This window comes from Nonomuraea sp. NPDC023979 (assembly GCF_040639085.1).
Lineage (GTDB): Bacteria > Actinomycetota > Actinomycetes > Streptosporangiales > Streptosporangiaceae > Nonomuraea > Nonomuraea ceibae.
Genome location: NZ_JBEZZG010000023.1, coordinates 61,825 through 83,334 on the forward strand (window position 1 = coordinate 61,825; position 21,510 = coordinate 83,334).

Annotated in this window: 21 protein-coding genes; 11 read left to right on the forward strand and 10 right to left on the reverse strand. The window is 71.4% G+C overall.

Going from position 1 to position 21,510, the window contains the following annotated elements; translation table 11 throughout:
• The first annotated feature begins 5 nt into the window (after positions 1 to 5).
• The 5 genes from AB0G11_RS32285 (at position 6) to AB0G11_RS32305 (ending at position 5,358) form a co-directional block, all read left to right on the forward strand.
• Positions 6 to 902 carry a deoxyribose-phosphate aldolase gene (locus AB0G11_RS32285; RefSeq protein WP_308125996.1) on the forward strand — a complete coding sequence of 299 codons (897 nt, stop codon included), beginning with the start codon at positions 6 to 8 and terminating at the stop codon, positions 900 to 902.
• The gene (iolB, locus tag AB0G11_RS32290; RefSeq protein WP_357590406.1) at positions 899 to 1,738 is read left to right on the forward strand and encodes a 5-deoxy-glucuronate isomerase; all 840 of its coding nucleotides are present in this window, start codon (positions 899 to 901) and stop codon (positions 1,736 to 1,738) included. The genes AB0G11_RS32285 and iolB overlap by 4 nt, the downstream gene beginning before the upstream one ends.
• Entirely contained in the window at positions 1,735 to 3,591 is a 1,857-nt protein-coding gene (gene iolD, locus AB0G11_RS32295) for a 3D-(3,5/4)-trihydroxycyclohexane-1,2-dione acylhydrolase (decyclizing) (protein WP_219509989.1), read from the forward strand. Before iolB ends, iolD begins: the two co-directional genes overlap by 4 nt.
• A 65-nt stretch (positions 3,592 to 3,656) precedes the next feature.
• Entirely contained in the window at positions 3,657 to 4,670 is a 1,014-nt protein-coding gene (locus tag AB0G11_RS32300) for an AI-2E family transporter (RefSeq protein WP_219509991.1), read from the forward strand.
• A gap of 49 nt (positions 4,671 to 4,719) precedes the next feature.
• Positions 4,720 to 5,358, forward strand: a complete 639-nt coding sequence (locus AB0G11_RS32305; protein ID WP_219509992.1) for an HAD-IA family hydrolase — start codon at positions 4,720 to 4,722, stop codon at positions 5,356 to 5,358.
• A gap of 15 nt (positions 5,359 to 5,373) precedes the next feature.
• Here AB0G11_RS32305 and AB0G11_RS32310 read toward each other — a convergent pair whose 3' ends face one another.
• A complete protein-coding gene (locus tag AB0G11_RS32310) occupies positions 5,374 to 5,895 on the reverse strand; it encodes a DivIVA domain-containing protein (protein WP_357590408.1) in 522 nt (173 codons plus the stop codon).
• 118 nt (positions 5,896 to 6,013) lie between these two features.
• On the opposite strand from AB0G11_RS32310, the gene AB0G11_RS32315 reads away from it, so the two are divergent.
• Both AB0G11_RS32315 and AB0G11_RS32320 read left to right on the forward strand, forming a co-directional pair.
• Positions 6,014 to 6,745: an ATP-binding cassette domain-containing protein gene (locus AB0G11_RS32315; protein WP_357590410.1), complete on the forward strand. Its 732-nt coding sequence runs from the start codon at positions 6,014 to 6,016 to the stop codon at positions 6,743 to 6,745.
• Positions 6,742 to 7,413, forward strand: coding sequence for a hypothetical protein (locus AB0G11_RS32320; RefSeq protein ID WP_357590412.1), 672 nt, complete (start codon positions 6,742 to 6,744; stop codon positions 7,411 to 7,413). The genes AB0G11_RS32315 and AB0G11_RS32320 overlap by 4 nt, the downstream gene beginning before the upstream one ends.
• A 26-nt stretch (positions 7,414 to 7,439) precedes the next feature.
• On the opposite strand, the gene rlmN is transcribed toward AB0G11_RS32320, so the two are convergent.
• Positions 7,440 to 8,540, reverse strand: coding sequence for a 23S rRNA (adenine(2503)-C(2))-methyltransferase RlmN (rlmN, locus tag AB0G11_RS32325; RefSeq protein ID WP_219509996.1), 1,101 nt, complete (start codon positions 8,538 to 8,540; stop codon positions 7,440 to 7,442).
• A 100-nt stretch (positions 8,541 to 8,640) separates the two neighbouring features.
• On the opposite strand from rlmN, the gene AB0G11_RS32330 reads away from it, so the two are divergent.
• Positions 8,641 to 9,651 carry a suppressor of fused domain protein gene (locus AB0G11_RS32330; protein ID WP_357590414.1) on the forward strand — a complete coding sequence of 337 codons (1,011 nt, stop codon included), beginning with the start codon at positions 8,641 to 8,643 and terminating at the stop codon, positions 9,649 to 9,651.
• Between the two features lie 22 nt (positions 9,652 to 9,673).
• On the opposite strand, the gene AB0G11_RS32335 is transcribed toward AB0G11_RS32330, so the two are convergent.
• From AB0G11_RS32335 to AB0G11_RS32360, 6 genes are all read right to left on the reverse strand, one after another.
• Positions 9,674 to 10,498, reverse strand: coding sequence for a phosphatidate cytidylyltransferase (locus AB0G11_RS32335; RefSeq protein WP_308125995.1), 825 nt, complete (start codon positions 10,496 to 10,498; stop codon positions 9,674 to 9,676).
• A 56-nt stretch (positions 10,499 to 10,554) separates the two neighbouring features.
• Entirely contained in the window at positions 10,555 to 11,112 is a 558-nt protein-coding gene (gene frr, locus AB0G11_RS32340; protein WP_219509999.1) for a ribosome recycling factor, read from the reverse strand.
• 43 nt (positions 11,113 to 11,155) lie between these two features.
• A complete protein-coding gene (pyrH, locus tag AB0G11_RS32345) occupies positions 11,156 to 11,854 on the reverse strand; it encodes a UMP kinase (RefSeq protein WP_246646054.1) in 699 nt (232 codons plus the stop codon).
• 231 nt (positions 11,855 to 12,085) lie between these two features.
• Positions 12,086 to 12,919 (reverse strand): translation elongation factor Ts, encoded by an 834-nt coding sequence (gene tsf, locus AB0G11_RS32350; RefSeq protein ID WP_219510001.1) that lies wholly within the window; start codon positions 12,917 to 12,919, stop codon positions 12,086 to 12,088.
• Between the two features lie 951 nt (positions 12,920 to 13,870).
• Complete coding sequence (gene rpsB, locus AB0G11_RS32355) at positions 13,871 to 14,821, reverse strand: 30S ribosomal protein S2 (protein WP_357590416.1); 951 nt, start codon at positions 14,819 to 14,821, stop codon at positions 13,871 to 13,873.
• 238 nt (positions 14,822 to 15,059) lie between these two features.
• A complete protein-coding gene (locus tag AB0G11_RS32360; RefSeq protein WP_219510003.1) occupies positions 15,060 to 15,662 on the reverse strand; it encodes a winged helix-turn-helix domain-containing protein in 603 nt (200 codons plus the stop codon).
• Between the two features lie 111 nt (positions 15,663 to 15,773).
• On the opposite strand from AB0G11_RS32360, the gene AB0G11_RS32365 reads away from it, so the two are divergent.
• Both AB0G11_RS32365 and AB0G11_RS32370 read left to right on the forward strand, forming a co-directional pair.
• Positions 15,774 to 17,036 carry an MFS transporter gene (locus tag AB0G11_RS32365; protein WP_357590418.1) on the forward strand — a complete coding sequence of 421 codons (1,263 nt, stop codon included), beginning with the start codon at positions 15,774 to 15,776 and terminating at the stop codon, positions 17,034 to 17,036.
• 85 nt (positions 17,037 to 17,121) lie between these two features.
• The gene (locus AB0G11_RS32370) at positions 17,122 to 17,967 is read left to right on the forward strand and encodes a M23 family metallopeptidase (protein ID WP_357590420.1); all 846 of its coding nucleotides are present in this window, start codon (positions 17,122 to 17,124) and stop codon (positions 17,965 to 17,967) included.
• 22 nt (positions 17,968 to 17,989) lie between these two features.
• On the opposite strand, the gene AB0G11_RS32375 is transcribed toward AB0G11_RS32370, so the two are convergent.
• Both AB0G11_RS32375 and AB0G11_RS32380 read right to left on the reverse strand, forming a co-directional pair.
• Entirely contained in the window at positions 17,990 to 18,895 is a 906-nt protein-coding gene (locus AB0G11_RS32375; protein WP_357590422.1) for a tyrosine recombinase XerC, read from the reverse strand.
• A 582-nt stretch (positions 18,896 to 19,477) separates the two neighbouring features.
• Positions 19,478 to 20,473: a hypothetical protein gene (locus AB0G11_RS32380; RefSeq protein WP_357590424.1), complete on the reverse strand. Its 996-nt coding sequence runs from the start codon at positions 20,471 to 20,473 to the stop codon at positions 19,478 to 19,480.
• Between the two features lie 476 nt (positions 20,474 to 20,949).
• On the opposite strand from AB0G11_RS32380, the gene AB0G11_RS32385 reads away from it, so the two are divergent.
• Entirely contained in the window at positions 20,950 to 21,483 is a 534-nt protein-coding gene (locus AB0G11_RS32385; RefSeq protein WP_357590426.1) for a hypothetical protein, read from the forward strand.
• The last annotated feature ends 27 nt before the right edge of the window (positions 21,484 to 21,510 follow it).

The window sequence follows — 21,510 nt, forward strand, 5'->3', positions numbered from 1 at the left end:
GCGACATCACGCTGCCCCGAAGCGTCGGCTACGAGCAGCTCACCCACATCCGCGCCACCCGGCCCGAGGAGATCGCCCACGCCGCCGCCCGCCGGCAGCGGCGCGGCCTGCCCGCCGAGGACGAACGCCTGCTGATCATCGCCGCCGACCATCCGGCGCGCGGCGCGCTGGCCGTACGCGACCGGCCGCTGGCCATGGCCAGCCGCGTCGACCTGCTCGACCGGCTCCAGGTGGCGCTGGCCAGGCCCGGCGTCGACGGCATCCTGGCCTCCCCCGACGTGCTGGAGGACCTGCTCCTGCTCGGCGCGCTCGAAGGCAAGCTGGCCTTCGGCTCCATGAACCGGGGCGGGCTCCAGGGCTCGGTGTTCGAGCTGGACGACCGCTTCACCGGCTTCGACGCGGCCTCCATCGGCGACATGCGCCTCGACGGCGGCAAGATGCTCTGCCGCATCGACCCCGGCGACCACGCCAGCGTGGCCACCCTGGAGTCGTGCGCCCGCGCCGTCACCGACCTGGCCCGGCGCCGGCTCCTGGCCATGGTCGAGCCGTTCTGGTCGGTGCGCTCGGAGAGCGGGGCCGTGCGCAACGACCTGTCGCCCGACGCCGTCATCCGGGCCATCAGCGTCGCCCAGGCCCTCGGCGTGACCTCCGCCTACACCTGGCTGAAGATCCCCGCGGTCGCCGAGATGGAGCGCGTCATGGCCGCCACCACGCTGCCCGCGCTGCTGCTCGGCGGTGACCCGCCCGACGTGGCCGCCGCCTACGCCGACTGGGGGCGCGCGCTCCTGCTGCCCGGCGTGCGGGGGCTCGTGGTCGGGCGCGCTCTGCTCTACCCTCCGGACGACGACGTCGCCACCGCCGTGGACGGCGCCGCGACCCTGGTGCGAGAGGCTGGTTCATGACTTACATTCCGTACGGCAAGGCCGCCGCGGCTCCCTGGGCCGTCGAGATCACCCCCGGCCTGGCCGGGTGGGACTACTCCGGGCTGCGGATCGCCGACCTGGACGGCGCCCCGGTCGCCTTCGACACCGGCGGCGAGGAGATGCTGGTCCTGCCGCTGTCGGGCTCGTGCACGGTCACGCACGGCTCCGGCACGTTCGAGCTGTCCGGCCGGCCGTCGGTGTTCGACGGGCCGTCCGACTTCGCCTACGTCCCGATCGGCGAGCACGTCGTGCTGGAGGGCGCCGGCCGGATCGCGCTGCCGTCCGCGCGGGCCGGCCGCCGCCTGGAGGCCCGGTACGTGCCCGTGTCGGCGGTCTCCGTCGAGCTGCGCGGCGCCGGGCAGGCCAGCCGCCAGGTCAACAACTTCGCCTCACCCGAGGCGTTCGCGTGCGACAAGCTCGTGGCCGTCGAGGTGCTCACGCCGGGCGGCAACTGGTCGTCCTACCCGCCGCACAAGCACGACACCGCCGGCCCCGGCGAGGCCGTGCTGGAGGAGATCTACTACTTCGAGGTGGCCGACCAGGGCCTCGGCTACCAGCGCGTCTACGGCTCCGGACGGGGCCACGTCGACACGCTGGCCGAGGTCGGCTCCGGCGACGTGGTGCTCGTGCCCTACGGCTACCACGGGCCCTCGATGGCCGCGCCCGGCTACGACCTGTACTACCTGAACGTGCTGGCCGGACCCGCCGCCGAGCGGTCGATGGCGTTCTGCGACGATCCCCGCCACGCCTGGATCCGCGGCTCCTGGACCGGCCAGGAGATCGACCCCAGGCTGCCCTTCGGGAGGACCTCATGAGGCTTACCGTGGCCCAGGCCGTGGTGCGCTTCCTCGCCGCCCAGCGCACCGAGCGCGACGGCGTGGAGCACCGGCTGTTCGGCGGCTGCTTCGGCATCTTCGGTCACGGCAACGTCGCCGGGCTCGGCCAGGCGCTGGCCGCCCCCGGCGCGGAGCTGCCCTACTACCTCAGCCGCAACGAGCAGGCGATGGTGCACACCGCCGCCGCCTACGCCCGCGCGAGCAACCGGCTGTCCACGCTGGCCTGCACGAGCTCCATCGGGCCCGGCGCGACCAACATGATCACCGGCGCGGCCGGGGCGACGATCAACCGGCTGCCGGTGCTCCTGCTGCCGGGCGACATCTTCGCCACCCGCGTGGCCAGCCCGGTGCTCCAGGAGCTGGAGGACACGCGCTCGTACGACATCTCCGTCAACGACGCGTTCAAGCCGGTCTCCCGGTTCTGGGACCGGATCAACCGGCCCGAGCAGCTCCCGTCGTCGCTGCTGGCGGCCATGCGGGTGCTCACCGACCCTGCCGAGACCGGCGCGGTGACGCTGGCGCTGCCGCAGGACGTGCAGGCCGAGGCCGCCGACTGGCCCGCCGAGCTGTTCGCCCCGCGCGTGTGGCACGTCCCCAGGCCCCGGCCCGAACGCGCCGCCCTGGCCCGCGCCGCCGAGGTGATCAGGTCGGCCGAGCGCCCGCTGATCGTCGCGGGCGGCGGCGTCCTCTACAGCGAGGCGTCCGCCGAGCTGCGCGCCTTCGCCGAGACCTACGGCGTCCCCGTCGCCGAGACGCAGGCGGGCAAGGGCGCGCTGCCGTACGGGCACCCGATGGCGATGGGCGCCGTCGGCGCGACCGGCACCACGGCCGCCAACGCGCTGGCCCGCGAGGCCGACGTGATCATCGGGATCGGCACCCGCTACAGCGACTTCACCACGGCCTCCCGCTCGCTGTTCGCGCCGGACGCCCGGTTCGTCAACCTGAACGTGACCGGCTTCGACGCGGCCAAGCTGTCCGGGCTCCAGCTCGTCGCCGACGCCCGCGAGGGCCTGGCCGACCTGGCCGCCGCCTGCGACGGCTGGGCCGCCCCCGCCGCCCACCGCGCCCGCGCCGCGGAGCTGTCGCGCGCCTGGGACGCGCTGGTCGACGAGGCGTACGCCCTCGACGGCTCGCCGCTCCCGCAGCCCGCGGTGATCGGCGCGGTCAACGCCGCGGCCGGCGACGACGGCGTGGTGATCTGCGCCGCCGGGTCCATGCCCGGCGACCTGCACAAGCTCTGGCGGCCCAGCGGTCCGGGCAGCTATCACGTCGAGTACGGCTACTCGTGCATGGGCTACGAGATCGCCGGCGGGCTCGGCGTCAAGCTCGCCGACCCGTCACGCGAGGTGTTCGTCATGGTGGGCGACGGGTCCTACCTGATGATGGCGCAGGAGCTCGTCACGGCCGTCGCCGAAGGGGTCAAGCTGACCGTGGTCCTGGTGGACAACTCCGGCTTCGCCTCCATCGGCCGCCTCTCCGAGAGCGTCGGCGCCGAACGGCTCGGCACCGCCTACGCCTACCGGGGAGGCGGACGCTACGACGGCGGGCCGCTGCCGGTGGACCTGGCGGCCAACGCGGCCAGCCTCGGCGCCACCGTCGTGCGCGCCGGCACGCTCGCCGAGCTGCGCAAGGCCCTGGACGAGGCCCGCGCCGCCACCACGACCACGGTCATCCACGTGGTCACCGACCCGCACGTCGACACCCCGTCGTCCGAGGCGTGGTGGGACGTCCCGGTCGCCGAGGTGTCCACCACCCGGGCGGCGGGCGAGGCGCGCGGCGCGTACGAGAAGGACAAGCTGGAGCAACGCCCGCACCTGGCTCCGCCCGCTTAGCCCTCTCGGAGGGGTTGCCCCGGGCCGCGGAGGGAAGGCCTCTGAGCAGCGAAAAGGGGGCGGGGATGAGGCCGTGGCGGGCGCTGGGCTGGATCGCGATCATCGCGGTGGTGCTCTACTGCTACTCCATCGTGAGCACCGTGGTCCTCTCGGTGATCATCGGCCTGTTCATCACCGCCCTGCTCTACCCGCCCGCCCGCTGGCTGATGCGGCGCGGGCTCAACCGGGCGCTCGCCACCACCGTCGTCTTCGTCGGCGGCCTGCTGCTGGCCGTCGGCCTGGGCGCGCTGCTCGTGCCGCCCACCATCGCCAGCGTGGCCGAGATGCACGCCAGCGTCGGCAAGGTGCTGGAGGAGCTGCACCGGTTCACCGCCTGGCTGGGGCTCGACGACCAGCAGCTGCTCCAGCAGGCGCGCGACTACTTCGCCAAGCAGGAGCACCAGATCACCACGGGCGCGATCGCCGGCGTGCGGACCGCCGGCGAGATCGTGGTGGGCGGCGTGCTGGCCGTCATCCTGGCGGTCTACTTCGTGCACGGCGGCGACCGGCTGTGGCACTGGCTGGTCGAGCTGTTCCCCGCCTCGGCACGGCAGCGGCTCATGGAGACCGGGGAGCTGGTGTTCTCCGTGATCGGCCGCTACATCCGCGGGGTGGCGCTCGTCGGGCTCGTCGACGCGTTCTTCATCGGGCTCGCGCTGTGGATCCTCGGCGTGCCGATCGCGCTGCCGCTGGCGGTGCTCACGTTCGTCGGCGCGTTCCTGCCGGTCGTGGGGGCGTTCATGGCCGGGCTGCTGGCGGCGGTGGTCGCGTTCGTGGCCAAGGGCTGGCTGATCGCGCTGATCGTCGTCGCGGTGACCGTGCTCGTGCAGCAGATCGAGGGCCACGTGCTGGCGCCGCAGATCTACGGCAAAGCCCTCGACCTGCCCGGCGCGGTCATCCTCGTGGCCATCACGGTCGGCAGCGTAATCGCCGGCATCACCGGCGCGTTCCTGGCCGCCCCGGTGACCTCGGTCATCGTGGCCCTGCTGAGCCACGGGCACCTCAGAGGATCCGGCACTCCGGCTCCGGCTCGCGCCTGACCGGCGCGACGGGTCGCGTAAAGATCGCCAAGGGCGCATGATGAGCCTTATGCGATGGGTCACGTTCGACTGTTTCGGCACGCTCGTCGACTGGCGGCACGGCATCCGCTCCGGCGCCGAGCTGATCGCCCCCGGTCACGGCGAGCGCCTGCTGGAGGCGTACGTCAGGCACGAGCTCGACGTGCAGGCCGAGAACCCCGCGATGCGCTACCGGCAGGTGCTGGCCGAGGCGCTGCGCCGGGCCTGCGCGCAGGAGAAGGTGACGCTCGCCCCCGACGACGCCTTCGTGCTCGGCGACACCCTGCCCTACTGGCCGGTCTTCCCCGAGGTCGGCACCGAGCTGTCGGCCGTGCGCGAGGCCGGCTGGAACCTGGCGCTGCTCACCAACTGCGACCGCGACCTCATCGCCGGGACCCTCCGCCGGCTCCCGGTGCCCTTCGACGCCGTGGTGACCTCCGAGCAGGTGGGCGCCTACAAGCCGTCGCACGCCCACTTCAGCGCCTTCGAACGCGCCCACCGGCCCGCCCACTGGGTGCACGTGGCGCAGAGCTACGTGCACGACCTCGTCCCGGCGCACCAGCTCGGCATCCGCCGCGTGTGGATCAACCGGCAGGGCGAGCGGCCCGCCGACCCCGCGATCCCCCAGGAGACGCAGCCCGACCTGCGCGGGCTCGTCCGGGCGATCTGAGCCGCCCTCGGGTCCTCAGGCCCGCTGCTCCAGCACGTCCGCGATGCCCGCCAGGAACTCGTCCACGTCGGCGATCAGATAGCCCGCCCGGAAGATCACGGTGGCGAACTTCGCCTCCCTGACCTCGGCCGCCGACACCGGGTAGTCCGTCGTGCCCCGCAGCGTGGCCACGATCCGGTCCAGGAACGCGTCGACCTCGTCCTCGTTGTAGCCGGTGCCCACCCGGCCGGGACGGAACGCCACCCGCTCCACCCGGGCCGCCTGGCCCTCGAACCACTCCTCGCGCAGCATCTCCCCCGTCGGCTCGGCCATCGCCAGCCGGACCGGCGCCTTGGCCATCGTCTCCAGCGCCACCACGAACGCCTCCAGCGCGAAGTCGACCGCCGTCTCCTGATAGCCGCCGCGCCGCGCCCGGAACGTCGCCGTGCGCACCTCGTCGGCGGTGACGCGCTCCAGGTCGCGCGGCCCCCTGCCCAGCGTCGCCTCGATCCGCCCGATCAGCGTGTCGACCTCGACGGGGTCATAGCCTGAACGCATACCCATGACGCGCGGAAAGCGGTTCAAGCCCACTCCTCCTGAGTTCTGCCGGGGTCGCCTCCCATTGTGGAGTTCATTTATCACGACAATGCGAGCCGGGCTATACCGTTACAGCACCATGCGCCTGACCAACGTGTCCTTCCGCTACAGAAGACGTGACCAATCCGTCATCCGGGATGTCAACGCACAGGCGTCCCCCGGCGACGTGATCGAGCTGACCGGCGTCAACGGCGCCGGCAAGTCCACGCTCCTGCGCCTGCTGGCCGGGCTGCTCACCCCCACCTCCGGGACGATCGCGGACCGGCCCGCGGTCGTCGGCCTGGCCCCCGACCGCTTCCCCACCGAGCAGCCGTTCACCGTGGCCCGCTACCTCGACCACATGGCCCGGGTGCGCGGCGGCGCCCGCTGGCAGCCGTGGGCCGAACGCCTCACCATGCAACACCTGCTGGACGTGCGGCTCGGCGAGCTGTCCAAGGGCAGCGCGCACAAGGTGGGGCTGGCCCAGGCGCTGATGGGCGAGCCGGGGCTCCTGCTGCTCGACGAGCCGTTCGCCGGGCTGGACGCCGACACCCGTGACGCCCTCCCGCCGATCGTCGCCGACCTGTCCGCGCGCGGCGTCGTCGTCGTGGCCAGCGACCACCAGGGCGGGCTGCGCGGCCTGCCGTCGCTGCGCCACTGGTCGCTCACCGGCGGCCTCCTCACGGAGCCCGCCGCCCCGGCGGAGCCGGTCCTGGAGGCGCCGCCCGTCACGGTCGAGGTCACGGTGCCGGCCGGGGAGGTCGCCGCGTTCCTCGGCCGCATGCGGGCCGAAGGCTACGCGGCCCGCGAGCTGAGCGAGGAGACCCGATGATCGCCCTGGCCGCCTTCCGGGTCGCCGCCTACGTCCGCTCCCACCGCGTCTACCAGGCGCTGCTGGCGATCCTGGCGCTGCTCGCCATCCTGCACGGCAGCCGCGCGCCCGGGGGGCTGGAGGCGGCGGCGCTGACCGACTCGGCGGCCCTGATCATTCCGTTCCTCGCCTGGGCCGCCAGGAGCCTGCTCGACACCGAGCCGGACCGCCAGCGCGAGCTGTCGGCCACCCTCGCGGGCGGGCGCCGGCGCGAGCTCGCCGCCGGGCTGCTGGCCGCCCTCGCCGCCTGTGTCGCCTTCGACGCGCTGGCCCTGGGGTGGGGGCTGCTGCTCGGCGTGAGCGCCACCCCGCAGGGCGCCGAGCTGGCCGCCGTCCTGGCCCTGCACGCCCTGGCGATCCTCACCGGCCTGGCGCTCGGCGCGCTCACCAGCCGGGCGATCCTGCCGTCACCGGCCGTCTCGATCATGGCGCTGGTGGGCGGCTTCCTGGCGATGCTGATGGTGAGCGCGTCGCCGCTGCACTGGCTCAGCGTGCCGGTCACCGCCTGGATGCGCGCCGCGAACTCCGGGCTGCTGGCCGACCGGCTCCCCGCGCTGGCCGCCGCCTCGCTGGCCTGGTGCCTGATCGGCCTGGCCGCGTACGCGTGGCTGCGCCGTACCCGCCCCTGAGGCGGGGGCTTCCTTTCGGGCGGGTGTTATTCGGCGGCGGCGAGCTGGCCGCAGGCGCCGTCGATCTCGCGCCCGCGCGTGTCGCGGACCGTCACCGGCACGCCGTGGAACTGCAGCCGCCGCACGAACGCCCGCTCGTCCTCCGGCCGCGAGGCGGTCCACTTGGAGCCCGGCGTCGGGTTGAGCGGGATCAGGTTGACGTGCACCAGCTTGTTCTTGACCAGCTTGCCGAGCAGGTCGGCCCGCCACTCCTGGTCGTTGATGTCCTTGATCAGCGCGTACTCGATGGAGACCCGCCGCTTGGTCCTGGCGGCGTAGGCCCAGGCGGCGTCGAGGACCTCGGCCACCTTCCAGCGGGTGTTGATCGGCACCAGCGTGTCACGCAGCTCGTCGTCGGGCGCGTGCAGCGACAGCGCGAGCGTCACCGGCAGGCCCTCGTCGGCGAGCTTGCCGATGGCGGGCACCAGGCCGACCGTGGAGACGGTGACGCCCCGGGCCGAGATGCCCAGGCCGTGCGGCGCGGGCTCCACCAGGCGGCGCACCGCCCCGATCACCTGCTTGTAGTTGGCCAGCGGCTCGCCCATGCCCATGAACACCACGTTGTTGACCCGGCCGGGCCCGCCGGGCACCTCACCGGCAGCGAGCGCGCGGGCGCCGGAGACGACCTGCTCGACGATCTCTGCGGTGGACATGTTACGGGTCAGCCCCGCCTGGCCGGTGGCGCAGAACGGGCAGTTCATGCCGCAGCCGGCCTGCGACGAGACGCACATCGTGGCCCGGTCGGGATAGCGCATGAGCACCGACTCCACCAGCGCGCCGTCGAACAGCCGCCACAGCGTCTTGCGCGTGGTGCCGCCGTCGGTGGTCATCTCCCTGACGGAGGTGAGCAGCGGCGGCAGCAGCGCCGACAGCTTCTCGCGGGCGGCGGCGGGCAGGTCGGTCATCGCCTCGACGTCGGTGGTCAGCCGCTCGAAGTAGTGGCGGGAGAGCTGGTCGGCGCGGAACGCCTTCTCGCCGAGCTCGGCGACGGCCGCCCTGCGCTCGGCCATGGACAGGTCCGCCAGGTGCCTGGCCGGCTTGGCCCGGCGCGGCGCGACGAAGGTGAGCTGGCCTGGCTGCTGGGACACGTTCCTGCCTTTGTTCGTACGGTTTCCGACCAGGGTAGTGAACGCCTACCTCGCCGGTGTCATTCCGGAGAGCCTGGCCGGGGATCTACAGTTCTCACGTATGGCGATTTTCCGGTCTGCGTCGGGCGAGGGGCATACCGAGGTCGTCCTCACGGCCGGCAATCCCTACGGTAGCCGGACGCTCGTGGTCGAACGGGACGAGGACTCCTCGGTCGCTTACCTGTGCGCGCCCGACGGCGCCGTGCGGGGCGCGGTCTGGCTGGCCAACCATCGGCCCGCGCCCGCCGTGATCGACCTGTCGCGTGTCAACGCCGGGCTGCCGCCGCTGATGCCCCGCCCCAACACCCTCCACCCGGACGGGCGCCGGCCGCTGGGGCAGCTCACGCCGCTGTGGTTCGAGGAGGGCGACGGGGTGGCGCTCTACGAGGAGGACGACCTGCTGGCCGTCATCCCCGGCTGGGCCGACATGCACCGCGGCATGCCCGGCTACGCGCGTGACGCGGTGGGCGAGTCGCCGTTCGCCTGGGCGCTGTCGGAGGCCCTGGAAGGGCTGCGCCCGCGCATCTCCAACGCGCACTCCTACTGGCGCTGGCGGCAGGCGGAGGGGTCGTGGCCGTCGTTCCAGGAGTTCGTGCTGGGCCACCTCGACCGGGTGCTCGGCCCGGCGGGCCGCTACTGGGACGCCAGCGGCGACCGGCTGCCCACGGTCGGCATCACCGAGCGTCCGCCCCACGGCGAGCGCGGGTTCACCGTGCTGTCGACGGTCGGGATGAGCTGCCAGCGGATGCCGACGGTCGAGCAGTGGCTCGACACGCCAGGCGCGTACGCCAGGATCGAGCTGGCCGTCGCCACCCGCGAGGATCCGCGCGACGCGGCGCTGCTGCTGGTGTGGCTGGCGCAGTATCCGTGGCACTCGGTCACCTGGCTCGGCAACGGGCACACCGCGAAGTGGTATCACGACCCGTCGACGTTCCCGATGGGCGCGCGGTACGCGGGGGTGACCATGGAGGCCGACGCCCCCAATATGCCCGACATGTCAGGATTTGCGTTTGGCGGAGAGATCGTCCGCTGGCTCTGGCTCACGCCCGCCACCGCCGACGCGCTCAGCTGACTTTCACACGAGCAGCCGGCCCTCAGACGAACAGCGCCAGGAGCAGCCACACCGGCACCAGCGTGGCCACCAGCGAGTCCAGCCGGTCCATCAGCCCGCCGTGCCCCGGCAGGATCGTGCCCAGGTCCTTGATGCCGAGATCCCGCTTGATCATCGACTCGATGAGGTCGCCCACGGTCGCCAGCAGCGCCGCCAGCACCCCGATCACCGCGCCCTGCCACGGCTCGCCGTCCAGCAGCCACGTCACCAGCCAGGCCCCCACGGCCGTGCACGCCACCGCCGACCCGGCCAGCCCCTCCCACGTCTTCTTCGGGCTGATCGGCGAAAGCTGGTGCCTGCCGAACAGCACCCCCGCCACATAGCCGCCGACATCACTCGCCACCGTCACCGCGATGAACACCACCACCCGGTGCGCCCCGTCGTCCGGCGCCAGCAGCAACGCGACGAACCCGGCCAGCAACGGCGGATAGAACAGAGTGAAGACCGACGCCGTCGCGTCCCGCACGTACCCCTCGGTGCCGGCACTGACCATCCGCCAGATCAGCAGCGCGAACGCGAACACCACGAACGTGCCCAGCAGCCACACGCCGCCGCCCCAGTAGGCGCCCGCCTGCATGGCGACCACGCCCGCCAGCACCGGCACGGCCGGAACCTGGATCCCACGGGTCGCGAACGCCCGCACCAGCTCCATCACGCCGACGCCCACGGCCCCCGCGACCACCACGAGGAAAAGCTCCTTGATGGTGTAGAGGGAGACGATGACCAGCGCGCCCAGCCCCACGCCCACCGCGATCGCGGCAGGCAGGTTCCGGCCGGTGCGGCTGGTCCCGGCCGTACGTTCTTCCACAGAGTCTCCATGAGCCACGGCCCCCGCCATCAGGCGAGGGCCGCGCGGCGAGCCGCTCAGACTTCGAGCAGCTCGGCTTCCTTGTGCTTCAGCAGCTCGTCGATCTTGGCGACGTGCTTCTGCGTGAGGTCGTCAAGCTCCTTCTCGGCACGCCTGACCTCGTCCTCGCCCGCCTCGCCGTCCTTGACCATCTTGTCGAGGATCTCCTTGGCGGAGCGGCGGATGTTGCGCACCGACACCTTGGCGTGCTCGCCCTTGTTCCTGGCGACCTTGATGTACTCCTTGCGGCGCTCCTCCGACAGCTCGGGGAACGACACGCGGATCACCTGGCCGTCGTTGCCAGGGTTGACGCCGAGGTCGGAGTCGCGGATCGCCTTCTCGATCGCGGCCATCGAGCCCTTGTCGTAAGGCTGGATGATGACCATGCGGGCCTCGGGCACATGGAACGAGGCCAACTGCTGGATCGGGGTCGGCGAACCGTAGTACTCAGCGTTGATCTTGTTGAACATCGAGGGGGTGACACGGCCCGTACGGATGCCCGCGAAGTCTTCCTTCGCAACCGAAACGGCCTTGTCCATCTTTTCCTCGGCTTCGAGGAGGGTTTCGTCGATCACAGCGGCTCCCTGTCTTCTAGCTGGCGGTGTCGGGCTCGCACCCTCATTTGCCTGCGGGACTCACCAGCGTGCCGATTTTCTCACCGCGGACCGCACGCAGGATGTTGCCCTCGCCCATCAGGTCGAAGACCACGATCGGCAGGTCGTTGTCCTTGCACAGGCTGATCGCGGTGGCGTCCATGACCGCCAGGTCACGAATCAGCACCTCGCCGTAGTCCAGGTGGTCGAACCTCACCGCATCGGGATTCTTCCGTGGATCGGAGTCGTAGATCCCGTCCACCTGGGTGCCCTTGAGCAGCGCCTCCGCGCCGATCTCCAGGGCACGCTGGGACGCGGCGGTGTCGGTGGAGAAGTACGGCGAGCCGAGCCCGGCGCCGAAGATGACCACGCGCCCCTTCTCCAGGTGCCTGATCGCCCGGCGCGGCAGGAACGGCTCGGCGACCTGCTGCATGGTGATGGCGGTCTGCACGCGCGTCTCGACGCCGCGCCGCTCAAGGAAGTCCTGCAGCGCGAGGCAGTTGATGACCGTGCCGAGCATGCCCATGTAATCGGCGCGGGCCCGGTCGATGCCCCCCTCCGACAAGGTCGCGCCGCGGAACATGTTGCCGCCGCCCACCACGACCGCGACCTGCACGCCCTCGCGCACGGCCTCGGCGATCGAATCGGCCAGCTGCTCGACCACGCCGGGGTCGATGCCCAGCGGCTCGCCGCCGGCGAACGCCTCACCCGACAGCTTCAACATCACCCGCTTCCAGCGCAGCGGACTCTGGTTCCGGGACGAAGAAGCCGCCGACGTGGCGGGCTCCTGACTGTCCTGCACGGCGGCGGCCTCCCTCTATTGGCGGTTCTGTTGGACTTGCTCCGGCCGGCGGGGCGTTCAGCCCCGATCCGACCGGATTCCACGCGTTACGTCGCGTGACGTCGCACCGGAACCGGCCTTGGCCGGTGCGACGCCGGAGAACTTCGCTCCAGCCTATGCCTGGCCGACCTTGAACCGGACGAAAGCCAGAACCTGCGCGCCGTTCTCCTCGGCGTACTTGCCCACGCTCTTCTTGTTGTCCTTCACGAACGCCTGCTGGAGCAGCGTGAAGTCCTTGTACCAGCCGTTGACCCGGCCCTCGACGATCTTGCCGATCGCGGCCTCGGGCTTGCCCTCCTCGCGGGTCATCTCCTCGAAGAGCTTGCGCTCCTTCTCGATGACCTCGGCCGGCACGGCGTCCGCGTTCAGGTACTGCGGGGCCATCGCGGCAGCGTGCTGCGCGACGTCCTTGGCCACCTCGGGGTTGGCCTTGTCGAGCTGCACGAGCACGCCGACGGCCGGCGGCAGCGCCGGGTCGGTGCGGTGCATGTAGGCGCCGATGTAGCCGCCCTCCAGCACCTTGAAGCGGCGGATCTCGATCTTCTCACCGAGCGCGGCGTTGGCCACGTCCAGGTGCTCCTTGACCGTCTTGCCGTCGAAGGACGACTCCAGCAGCGACGGCACGTCGGCCGGCTTGGTGGCCAGCACGTGCGCGACGACCTGGGAGGCCAGCTCCTGGAAGCGCTCGCCCTTGGCCACGAAGTCGGTCTCGCAGTTGAGCTCGAGCAGCGCCGCGGCGGAGTCGCCGTCCTGCTGGAGCGCGACCAGGCCGTTGGAGGCGGTGCGCGCCTCGCGCTTGCCCACATCCTTGGCGCCCTTGAGACGGAGCAGCTCGATGGCGCGGTCGAAGTCGCCCTCAGCCTCCTCAAGAGCCTTCTTGCAGTCCATCATGCCTGCAGCGGTGATCTCGCGAAGCCGCTTGACGTCGGCCATGTTCACGGAAGCCATTGCGTTTTCCTCGTGGGATGTCGTCGTGGGTTGTTCGTCGTGGAAGGGGTGGGGGCCGCCCACCCGCTTGTCGGTACGGCACCGGGTGCCGCACAGAAGCCTCTCGATGGGCCCGGGAGCCATACCCTCTGCCCCGGGGCCGTGCCCTTCGACCCTCGCCCGGGGGCTCCCGAACCGCTTCACCGTCTCATCCGCGGCCCCTGAGCCCGACCCGCAAGCCGTACGCCCTGAGCCGTCGCCCGTGAGCCGTGGCCCTTGGACCGTGGAGCCTGGGACCGTGGCCCTGGGACCGTGGCCCTTGGACCGTGGCCCTTGGATCGTGGCCCTTGGAGCCTGGGACCGTGGCCTTGTGGGGCCTCGGGACCCTGGGCCTCGGGGCTTTGGCGGTCACCCGCCCGAACCCCGCGGCCCGCCGTACTGCCGCCTGCGACCCCGGCCCTGCGCCCACCTGCGGCGGCCCACCGACCGGACGTGCGGTCAAGCGTCCCGCCACCTGCGGCGGCCCGCCGATCCCGGCCCGTGGCATCCACCGACCGGAGCCTGCGGAACCCCACCGACTGCGGCCTGCGGACCCCACCGGCCTGAGCCTGCGGAAGTCCACCAGCCCGTCGCCTGCGGCGTCGGCCCACCGCTCCAAGCTAGCGGTCCACCTACCGGAGCCTGCGGCGGCCCACCGGTCCGGCTGGCGGTCCGGCGGCTCACCCCTTGCGGCGGCCTGTCGGCTGCGGCGGGCTCACCCCGGGTGCCACCTGTGGCGGCCACTCGCGGCGGCCACAGAGCCGGCCCGGCGGCGAGCCGTCGACCCGAGGGCGGTGGCGAACCACCACCCCGAGCCCCTGGCCCGCCGGTCCGATGCCCCGGCGTCCCGGTGGGCGTCCGGCCGACCTCTCGATCAGCCGGACCCCGGAACCCCTGGCCCGGTCCGGACCCGAAGGCCCGGGCGGGAAGGCGTCAGGCCTGCTGCTCGGTCTCGGCGGCCTCGGCGGTCTCGCCCTCGGCCGCGGCCTCAGCCTCGGCGGGAGCCGCCTCAGCCTCGGGAGCGGCTTCGGCGACCGGGGCCTCAGCGGCCGGAGCCTCGGCGACGGCCTCCTCAGCGGCGGGCGCCTCGGCCGCGGCGGCCTGCTCGCCACCACCCTGCTCGATGAGCTCGCGCTCCCACTCGGCCAGCGGCTCGGCGGCGGCCGGCTTCTCGTCGCCGCGGGCGGCGCCGGAGCGGGCCATCAGACCGGCGGCGACACCGTCGGCCACGACGCGCGTGAGCAGCCCGACGGCGCGGATGGCGTCGTCGTTGCCCGGGATCGGGTAGTCGACCTCGTCGGGGTCGCAGTTGGTGTCGAGGATCGCGACGACCGGGATGCCAAGCTTCTTGGCCTCGCTGATCGCGATGTGCTCCTTCTTGGTGTCCACGATCCACACCGCGCTGGGCACGCGGCCCATGTCACGGATGCCGCCGAGCGTGCGCTCGAGCTTGTCCTTCTCGCGGCGGCGCATGAGGAGCTCCTTCTTGGTGAGCCCCGACGCGGCGACGTTGTCGAAGTCGAGCTCCTCGAGCTCCTTCAGACGCTGAAGCCTCTTGTGCACGGTGGAGAAGTTGGTGAGCATGCCGCCCAGCCAGCGCTGGTTCACGTACGGCATGCCGACCCGGGCGGCCTGCTCGGAGATGGCCTCCTGAGCCTGCTTCTTGGTGCCGATGAACAGGATCGTGCCGCCGTGGGCGACGGTCTCCTTGACGAAGTCGTACGCACGGTCGATGTACGACAGCGACTTCTGCAAGTCGATGATGTAGATGCCGTTGCGCTCGGTGAAGATGAAGCGCTTCATCTTCGGGTTCCAGCGGCGGGTCTGGTGGCCGAAGTGAACGCCGCTCTCGAGCAGCTGTCGCATGGTGACGACGGGGGCCATGTGCTGGTCCTCCAAGTCAGGGCGCCCCGCGAGTGGGCGCGATTCTCGGTTGTGCCGCGGCAGCCGGCGAGCTACCGCCCTGATGCCCCGGAACCGCTCCAGCCGGGCCGAGGCCCGGACCGATGGTGCGGTCCTTCGTGAGGCATGCGAAGTCGGCCTGTGGTCACAGGCCATCGAAAAGTCTACCTCCCATGCCACCCCCGCCTGACCGTCGAGGTCAACCGGCGGCGCGCACGGCTCAGCCGCCGGCGTCGTGGTCCTCGCTGGGCAGCCCGGGCACCGGCCGGTCGGCTTGCGGGAACAGGCTCACCTGCGCCTCCGCCACCCTCGCCCCGGGTGGCGCGTCCTCCGGGCTACGGTGACGGGCGATGTACGGGGCGAGCAGCTTCTCGATGTCGGCGTAGAGGCGTCCCATCTCCTGCGCGTCGAGGCGCAGCGTGATCCGGCTGAAGCGGCTCGCGTCCCGCCATTCTTCGGGCTCCTGCGGCAGGTTGGACAGGGCCCGCTCCAGCTCCTTCTCGGCGTCCTTGCGCACCGCCCGGATGAGCAGGTCCTTGGCCTCCCGCACCTCGGGCCGGTCGCCGGGCAGGATGCCGATCGCGAGTGACCTGTCGACGGCCTTCCACAGCCGTTCGCGCCCGTCGCCGCGCGGCGGGGCGTCCTCCACGAAGCCGTACTTGGCGAGCATCCGCAGGTGGTAGCTGGCCGCGCTGGGGGTGATCCCGGCGTCCTCGGCGACCTCGGTGGCGGTCGCGCTCCTTCCGGCGCCGAGCCGGTTCAGTATGGCCAGCCTGGCTGGATGGGCCAGTGCCCGCATCGCCTTCGGATCGTCCAGCTCCATGCGCCAACGGTACCGGGACATTCGTGAAAGGTTGCCTTCACAACTCTGAAGGACTACTTTCAGAGTTGTGAAGGGTTTCCTTCACAACTTTGCATCCTCTTGGAGTCCCCCATGACCGGCGCACCTCGCACCGATTCCCCGCTGCCAGACCCTCCGCTGTCCGACCTTCCTCTTCGCAAGCAGCGCGACTACCGGCTGCTGTGGTCGGCCCGTACGATTTCCATCACCGGCTCGGAGGTCTCCAAGCTGGCGATCCCCCTCACAGCGGTCACCCTCCTGGCCGCCGGCCCCGCCGAGATGGGCATCCTGACCGCCGCCGCCTCGCTGCCCGCCCTGCTGTTCGGCCTGCAGGCAGGAGCCATCGCGGACCGCCTCAGCCGCCACCGCCCCCTGATGATCGCCTGCGAGCTCGTGTCGGCCGTGGCCGCCGTGACCGTCCCCGTGGCCTGGCTGCTGGGCGTGCTCACGGTCCCGTGGCTGATCGTCGTCGCCCTCGTGATCGGCACCGCCGGCGTCACCTTCCGCGCGGCGAACTTCCCCCACCTGGCCGCGATCGTCCCCGAGAACCAGCGGACCAGCGCCCTGGCCGGCTTCCACGCCTCCTACTCGATGGCGTCCGTGGCGGGCCCCGGCCTCGCCGGCCTGCTGGTGCAGATCCTCACCGCACCGCTGGCCGTGCTCGCCGAATCGCTCTCCTTCCTGAGCTCGGCGCTGCTCCTGCGTTCGATCCGCACTCCCGAACACGCCGAACCCGCCCCCACTCGCGGCATGTGGCGCGACATCGTCGAGGGCCTGCGCACGAGCACCACCATCCCGACCCTGCGCGCCCTGCTCGGCGCCGGCGTCACGATCAACTTCTTCGCCATGGCCTACACGGCCGTCCACATCCTCTACATGGTGAACACCCTGGGCATCCCCCAGGGCCTGATCGGCGTCCTCATCGCCCTCAGCGGCGCCGGCGGCCTGCTGGGCGCCTGGGCCACCACCCGCCTGGCCAAGCGCTTCGGCGAGAACCGGATCCTCCTCGGATCGGTGCTGTTCTTCCCCCTGGAGATCCTCGCGGTGGGCCTCCTCAACGGCGCCCTCTGGTGGAAGCTCGTCGTCCTCGCCACCACGGGCGTCCTCACCGGCGGCATCGTCGTCGCCTTCGCCACCTGCATGGGCGCCATCACCCTGCGCGACTCCCCCACCGAACTCCGCGCCCGCGTCAACGCCACCATGACCTTCGCCGTCCAGGGCGTCATGGCCCTCGGCGGCCTCGCAGGCGGCCTCCTCGCCGAGGTCCTCGGCCTACGCCCCGTGATCTTCATCTGCGCGGCGGGCATCGCCCTCAGCACCGCCTGGATCTGGGCCTCCCCGCTCCGCTCCCGCTGAGCCCTTCCCCTTATCCACAGAACCCCTTATCCACAGAACCCCGCTCGGCCCCCCGCACCCCCTGCCCCCGCCGCAGACTCCCCCCATGCCCCGCCGCCCCTCACCCCGCACCACGCTGAGGTTCCTGGCGATCATCCTCGCCCTGACCTGCGCCGTCCTCGTCCCCACCACCCCGGCCACCGCAGACCGCCCACCGTGGCGCTGGCCCCTCGACGGCACACCCCGCATCCTGAGCCGTTTCGCCCCGCCCCCGGCCCCCTGGCTGGCGGGCCACCGCGGCGTGGACCTGGCCGCTCCAGCAGCCACCCCCGTCCTCGCCGCAGGCCCGGGCACGGTCGGCTTCGCCGGCCCCGTGGCAGGCCGCGGCGTGGTCACGGTCAACCACGCGGACGGCCTCCGCACGACCTACCTCCCGGTCATCCCCGCCGTACGCCGAGGCGACCCCGTAGCGCTCGGAGACCGCCTGGGCGCCATCGCCCCTTCACCACCGCCGCACTGCCCCGAGTCCTGCCTCCACTGGGGCCTCAAACGCGACACCACCTACCTCGACCCGCTCCTGCTCCTGGCCCGAGCCCCCGTCCGCCTCCTCCCCTTCTGGCAATCCCTGCCTCCAGCCCAGAGCCAGGCATCGACCCTCAGCCCAAAGACGGAACAACCCCGAACCCCGACCCCAGCCCCGGCCCCAGGACCTGAACAACCCCCCGCCCTGCCGTTCCTCCCCCGCTCAGCCTCAACCCCGGCACCCCCGTCCATCGCCCTGGCAGCCCTCATCGGCACCGCACTTCTCCTCTTCCTCCTGATCCGCCGCCACCGCCCCCGCCCACCGGAAGGCAGACACTCCAAGAGAAGAACGCCCACCGCCGATCCCCCGCCCACCCCCACCGGCCAGCACCGCAAGCCCCGCCGCCCCCGCCGCCGCCCACCCCGCTGAGCACCCGCAGGAGGTCCCGCCGTCACGCCCTCGGATGCGCCTGCCGATAGGCGCTACGCAGCCGTTCGATCGACACATGCGTGTACACCTGCGTACTGCTGAGCGAGGCATGCCCCAGCAACTCCTGCACGCTGCGCAGATCCGCCCCACCCTCCAGGAGATGGGTAGCCGCGCTGTGCCTCAACCCATGAGGCCCCATGTCGGGCGCCCCTTCCACCTGCCGCACCCGCGCATGCACCACCCGCCGGACGGTCCCGGCATCGATGCGCCCGCCCCGCACCCCCAGGAACAACGCCGCCCCGGACCCCGGCCGCACCCACAACGGCCGCCCGTACACGCACCACCCGTCCAACGCCCGCATCGCCGGCCCCCCGACCGGCACCGACCGCTCCTTACGTCCCTTGCCCAGCACCCGTACGACCCGCCGCTCCCGATCCACGTCATCCACATCCAGCCCGCACAACTCGGACACGCGAATCCCGGTGGCGTACAGCAGCTCCAGCAGAGCCTGGTCGCGCAGATCCTTGGGCTCCCCCTCCACCGGCACGTCCAACACCCGCCGCGCCTGCTCCTGATCGAGCACGGCAGGCAACTGCCGCGGCGCCTTGGCCGTCCCCAACAGCAACCCGGGATCGCTGCCGAGCCACCCCTTGCGATGGCAGAAGGCGGTGAACGTCCGCACACAGGCCGACCGCCGAGCCAGCGTCGCCCGCGCCTTCCCCGCGTCATGCTGCGCCGCCAACCACCCCCGCAGCGCCACCACATCCAGCGCCTCCACCGCCCCGCCCACATAAGCCAGCAGCTCGGCCACATCCCCCAGATAGGCCCTCACGGTATGAGGCGACAAATCCCTCTCAAACCGCAAATAGGCCTCGAATTCCGCAACAACGTCCCCGACCGCAGGCCCATCCCCCACAACCGCCTCCATTTGCTCAACAACTAATGAACTGCACGGCTGAACACCACTCCCAGTCTGCCCCCGCACCCCCTACCTTCACCGCACCTCCACCCGCCAGCCCCGAAGCCGAGCTCCCCTTCTCGCACCCGGAGCCGCTACACCAAGGCGCCCGCCCACTGCCTGCATCCACAGTTTCGGCTGCTACCAGCAAGGACGCCTCGCGAGCCCCGCTGGCCAAGGCGAGCACGGTTTACGGTTGCCTCAGCCACCGCGGACTGCCGGTTGCGGTGCTGCAGGGCCAGCGCGGATTGCGGTAGCCCGTGGCCAGAGCTGATTGCGATGGTCCGGGGGCCTGGCACGGAGCGCAGCAGCCAAGAGCCAGCACCGGAAGCGGTGGCCAGGGCAGCACTTCGCGGTGGCCGGAGGCGAGGCGTGGGACGCACCGGCCGGAGGCACGACGCGGGACGCACCGGCCGAAGGCGCGGCGCGGGATGCAGTGGCCAGAGGCGTGACGCGGGGGCCACTGGCCGAAGGCGCAACGCGGAGCGCACTGGCCGGGAGCGCGGCGAGGCGGCGACAGGACCAGCGGCCGGTGCAGAGCCCTTCCGAAAGTCAGCCGACAGCCGAGGCACGCCCTTCCCCGCCATGCGAGGCACGCCCGGCCGCTACCAGCACCACAGCAGCCGCAACAGCAGTGAGCGCCGTCAGAAGAGCGCCGGCAGCCAACGTCAGGACGTCAGGCCGGATCAAGGGCTGAGCACGCAGCGCCTGCCAGGTGAGCAAGGCGATCAGGCCGGTGTAGCCGACGGCGGCCACGCCGATCAGCCGAGCACGAGTCCGGTCGTCACGTAAGAGCGGGTAGCGAGCCGCCAGAGCAGCCAGCAGCAGGGCGCCGATCAACATGACCTGAAGCCCATGCAATCCGACGAAATGAGGAATCCGCAGGTCACCACCCGTGGTGCTCCACTCCGTCAGAGGCAGGCCGGGGCCACCGTCGGGCACGCCCACGCTGTGCCCACTGCTCAGCAACACCCGCTCACCCCCGGTGGTCAGCGCGATCTCCGCCTTCCCCTGCATGGGGATGAGGAAGCCCAGGGCCATGCCGACGACGGCCAGGGTGAGCCCCGCGTGAATCGCCCGGCTCATCGCACGATCGGCATGGACGCGCTGTACGGCCAGAATGACCGCGAGCGCGATGTTGGCCAGCATGATCAGAAGCACCCCGTTGCCGAAGATGACCTGCATGACTCTCTCGGCCGATTCGGTGGACTTGTTGAAATGGCTGAAGGTGCCCCGAGCAGCCTGGATCGCAACGATGGCAGTGTCGACGAACCCGGTGACGGCGAAAACCGTGGCCAGCCCAGAGGTCCATTTGCTGCCCCGATGAGGCAGAGACAGCATCCAGGCCAGAGTGGTCCCGTAAACGGCCATCGACACCGCGAACTTGAACGGCTTGAGCCACACGGGAGCCCCCAGAAGCACCCGGCCGTCGACCACAAGCCCAACCGCCGAGACGACCAGCAGCAACAGCATCGAGGCGACCATCAGCATCAACGGCCGATGCCACCGCGCCACCCGGCGAAGCAGCGCACCAAGAACAGCGGACACGGCACCTCCTGGAGGACAACCGGAGCTACGCCCAGAGTCCCCCTCGCCGGATGCGGACACATTCCCGCACACCCCCGGCTTGCAGGGAGGCCAGCCCTACCCCCGGCCCCGCCCTGCCGAAGGCCGCCCATACCTGAAGCCGACATTAGGCGACACCCCCGCGAAACCGGTCCACACGGAAGCCCGTTCGCGTGGAAGCCCGTCCACACGGAAGCCGGCCCGCGTGGAAACCGGCCCGCGTGGAGAAGCCCACCCGGAAGCGGCCCGCACGCAAACGCGCCGCACGGAAACGGCCCGCGCGGAGGGTGCCCCGCACGCAAACGCGCCGCACGGAAGCAGCCTGCACAGAAGGCAGCCCGTACGGTAGGCGGCGGATTCCGAGCGGGCGACAGGGCGGAGACATTCAGTTGCCGTGTCGAAATGGCCGGTCCCAGCGCCAGTCAGAATGTCTGCGTTGAGCTTTACGATCACGGCTCATGACGGAATTCCAGCCCAGCGCTCACACCATGACCATCGCCCTCGGTGTCGATTACGGCCAGGCGTACCTGCTCGACGACTATGACGAGACGGACATTCCCGAGCGCTTAGGTCAGGACGATGAAGGGCAACCTCTCGGGGTCATCAGCGTGATGGAAGGCGCCGCCTTGCTGACCATCGGCACGCACTACGGCAAGGTGCGGTTCGACGTTCAAGTGACGCCGTTCGAGCCTGATCCGGACTTGGACGCGTACGAGGACATCGTGGAGATTGGGTTCACCTCGGCGACGGGGAGCGTTTCGCTTCATGAGTGGGGAGACGAGGAGATTTACGCGCTCCCGCCCCTTCCCTCCGGTCCTGGTCAGTATCGTTTGCGGTATCACGTTCCTGGTTTGGACGAGAGCCACTGCGATTATTACGAGGAGCAGGCACCCGATCGCTACCTCCTGCAGATCTGGCCGTCCGGCGACTCCGCGGCCCGGGTCGTCAAGAGCGCGAGCCGGCGGCACCGGAGGTGGATGCGCGCCGATTGACGAATGCATCCCTGCTCGGGGATACGG

Bases quoted from the DNA above. Each gene is read 5' to 3' on its own strand.
- iolB (WP_357590406.1), top strand. From the start codon at position 899: ATGACTTACATTCCGTACGGCAAGGCCGCCGCGGCTCCCTGGGCCGTC.
- iolD (WP_219509989.1), top strand. From the start codon at position 1,735: ATGAGGCTTACCGTGGCCCAGGCCGTGGTGCGCTTCCTCGCCGCCCAG.
- AB0G11_RS32300 (WP_219509991.1), top strand. From the start codon at position 3,657: ATGAGGCCGTGGCGGGCGCTGGGCTGGATCGCGATCATCGCGGTGGTG.
- AB0G11_RS32305 (WP_219509992.1), top strand. From the start codon at position 4,720: ATGCGATGGGTCACGTTCGACTGTTTCGGCACGCTCGTCGACTGGCGG.
- AB0G11_RS32310 (WP_357590408.1), bottom strand. From the start codon at position 5,895: ATGCGTTCAGGCTATGACCCCGTCGAGGTCGACACGCTGATCGGGCGG.
- AB0G11_RS32315 (WP_357590410.1), top strand. From the start codon at position 6,014: ATGCGCCTGACCAACGTGTCCTTCCGCTACAGAAGACGTGACCAATCC.
- AB0G11_RS32320 (WP_357590412.1), top strand. From the start codon at position 6,742: ATGATCGCCCTGGCCGCCTTCCGGGTCGCCGCCTACGTCCGCTCCCAC.
- AB0G11_RS32330 (WP_357590414.1), top strand. From the start codon at position 8,641: ATGGCGATTTTCCGGTCTGCGTCGGGCGAGGGGCATACCGAGGTCGTC.
- pyrH (WP_246646054.1), bottom strand. From the start codon at position 11,854: ATGTTGAAGCTGTCGGGTGAGGCGTTCGCCGGCGGCGAGCCGCTGGGC.
- tsf (WP_219510001.1), bottom strand. From the start codon at position 12,919: ATGGCTTCCGTGAACATGGCCGACGTCAAGCGGCTTCGCGAGATCACC.
- rpsB (WP_357590416.1), bottom strand. From the start codon at position 14,821: ATGGCCCCCGTCGTCACCATGCGACAGCTGCTCGAGAGCGGCGTTCAC.
- AB0G11_RS32360 (WP_219510003.1), bottom strand. From the start codon at position 15,662: ATGGAGCTGGACGATCCGAAGGCGATGCGGGCACTGGCCCATCCAGCC.
- AB0G11_RS32365 (WP_357590418.1), top strand. From the start codon at position 15,774: ATGACCGGCGCACCTCGCACCGATTCCCCGCTGCCAGACCCTCCGCTG.
- AB0G11_RS32370 (WP_357590420.1), top strand. From the start codon at position 17,122: ATGCCCCGCCGCCCCTCACCCCGCACCACGCTGAGGTTCCTGGCGATC.
- AB0G11_RS32375 (WP_357590422.1), bottom strand. From the start codon at position 18,895: ATGGAGGCGGTTGTGGGGGATGGGCCTGCGGTCGGGGACGTTGTTGCG.
- AB0G11_RS32385 (WP_357590426.1), top strand. From the start codon at position 20,950: ATGACGGAATTCCAGCCCAGCGCTCACACCATGACCATCGCCCTCGGT.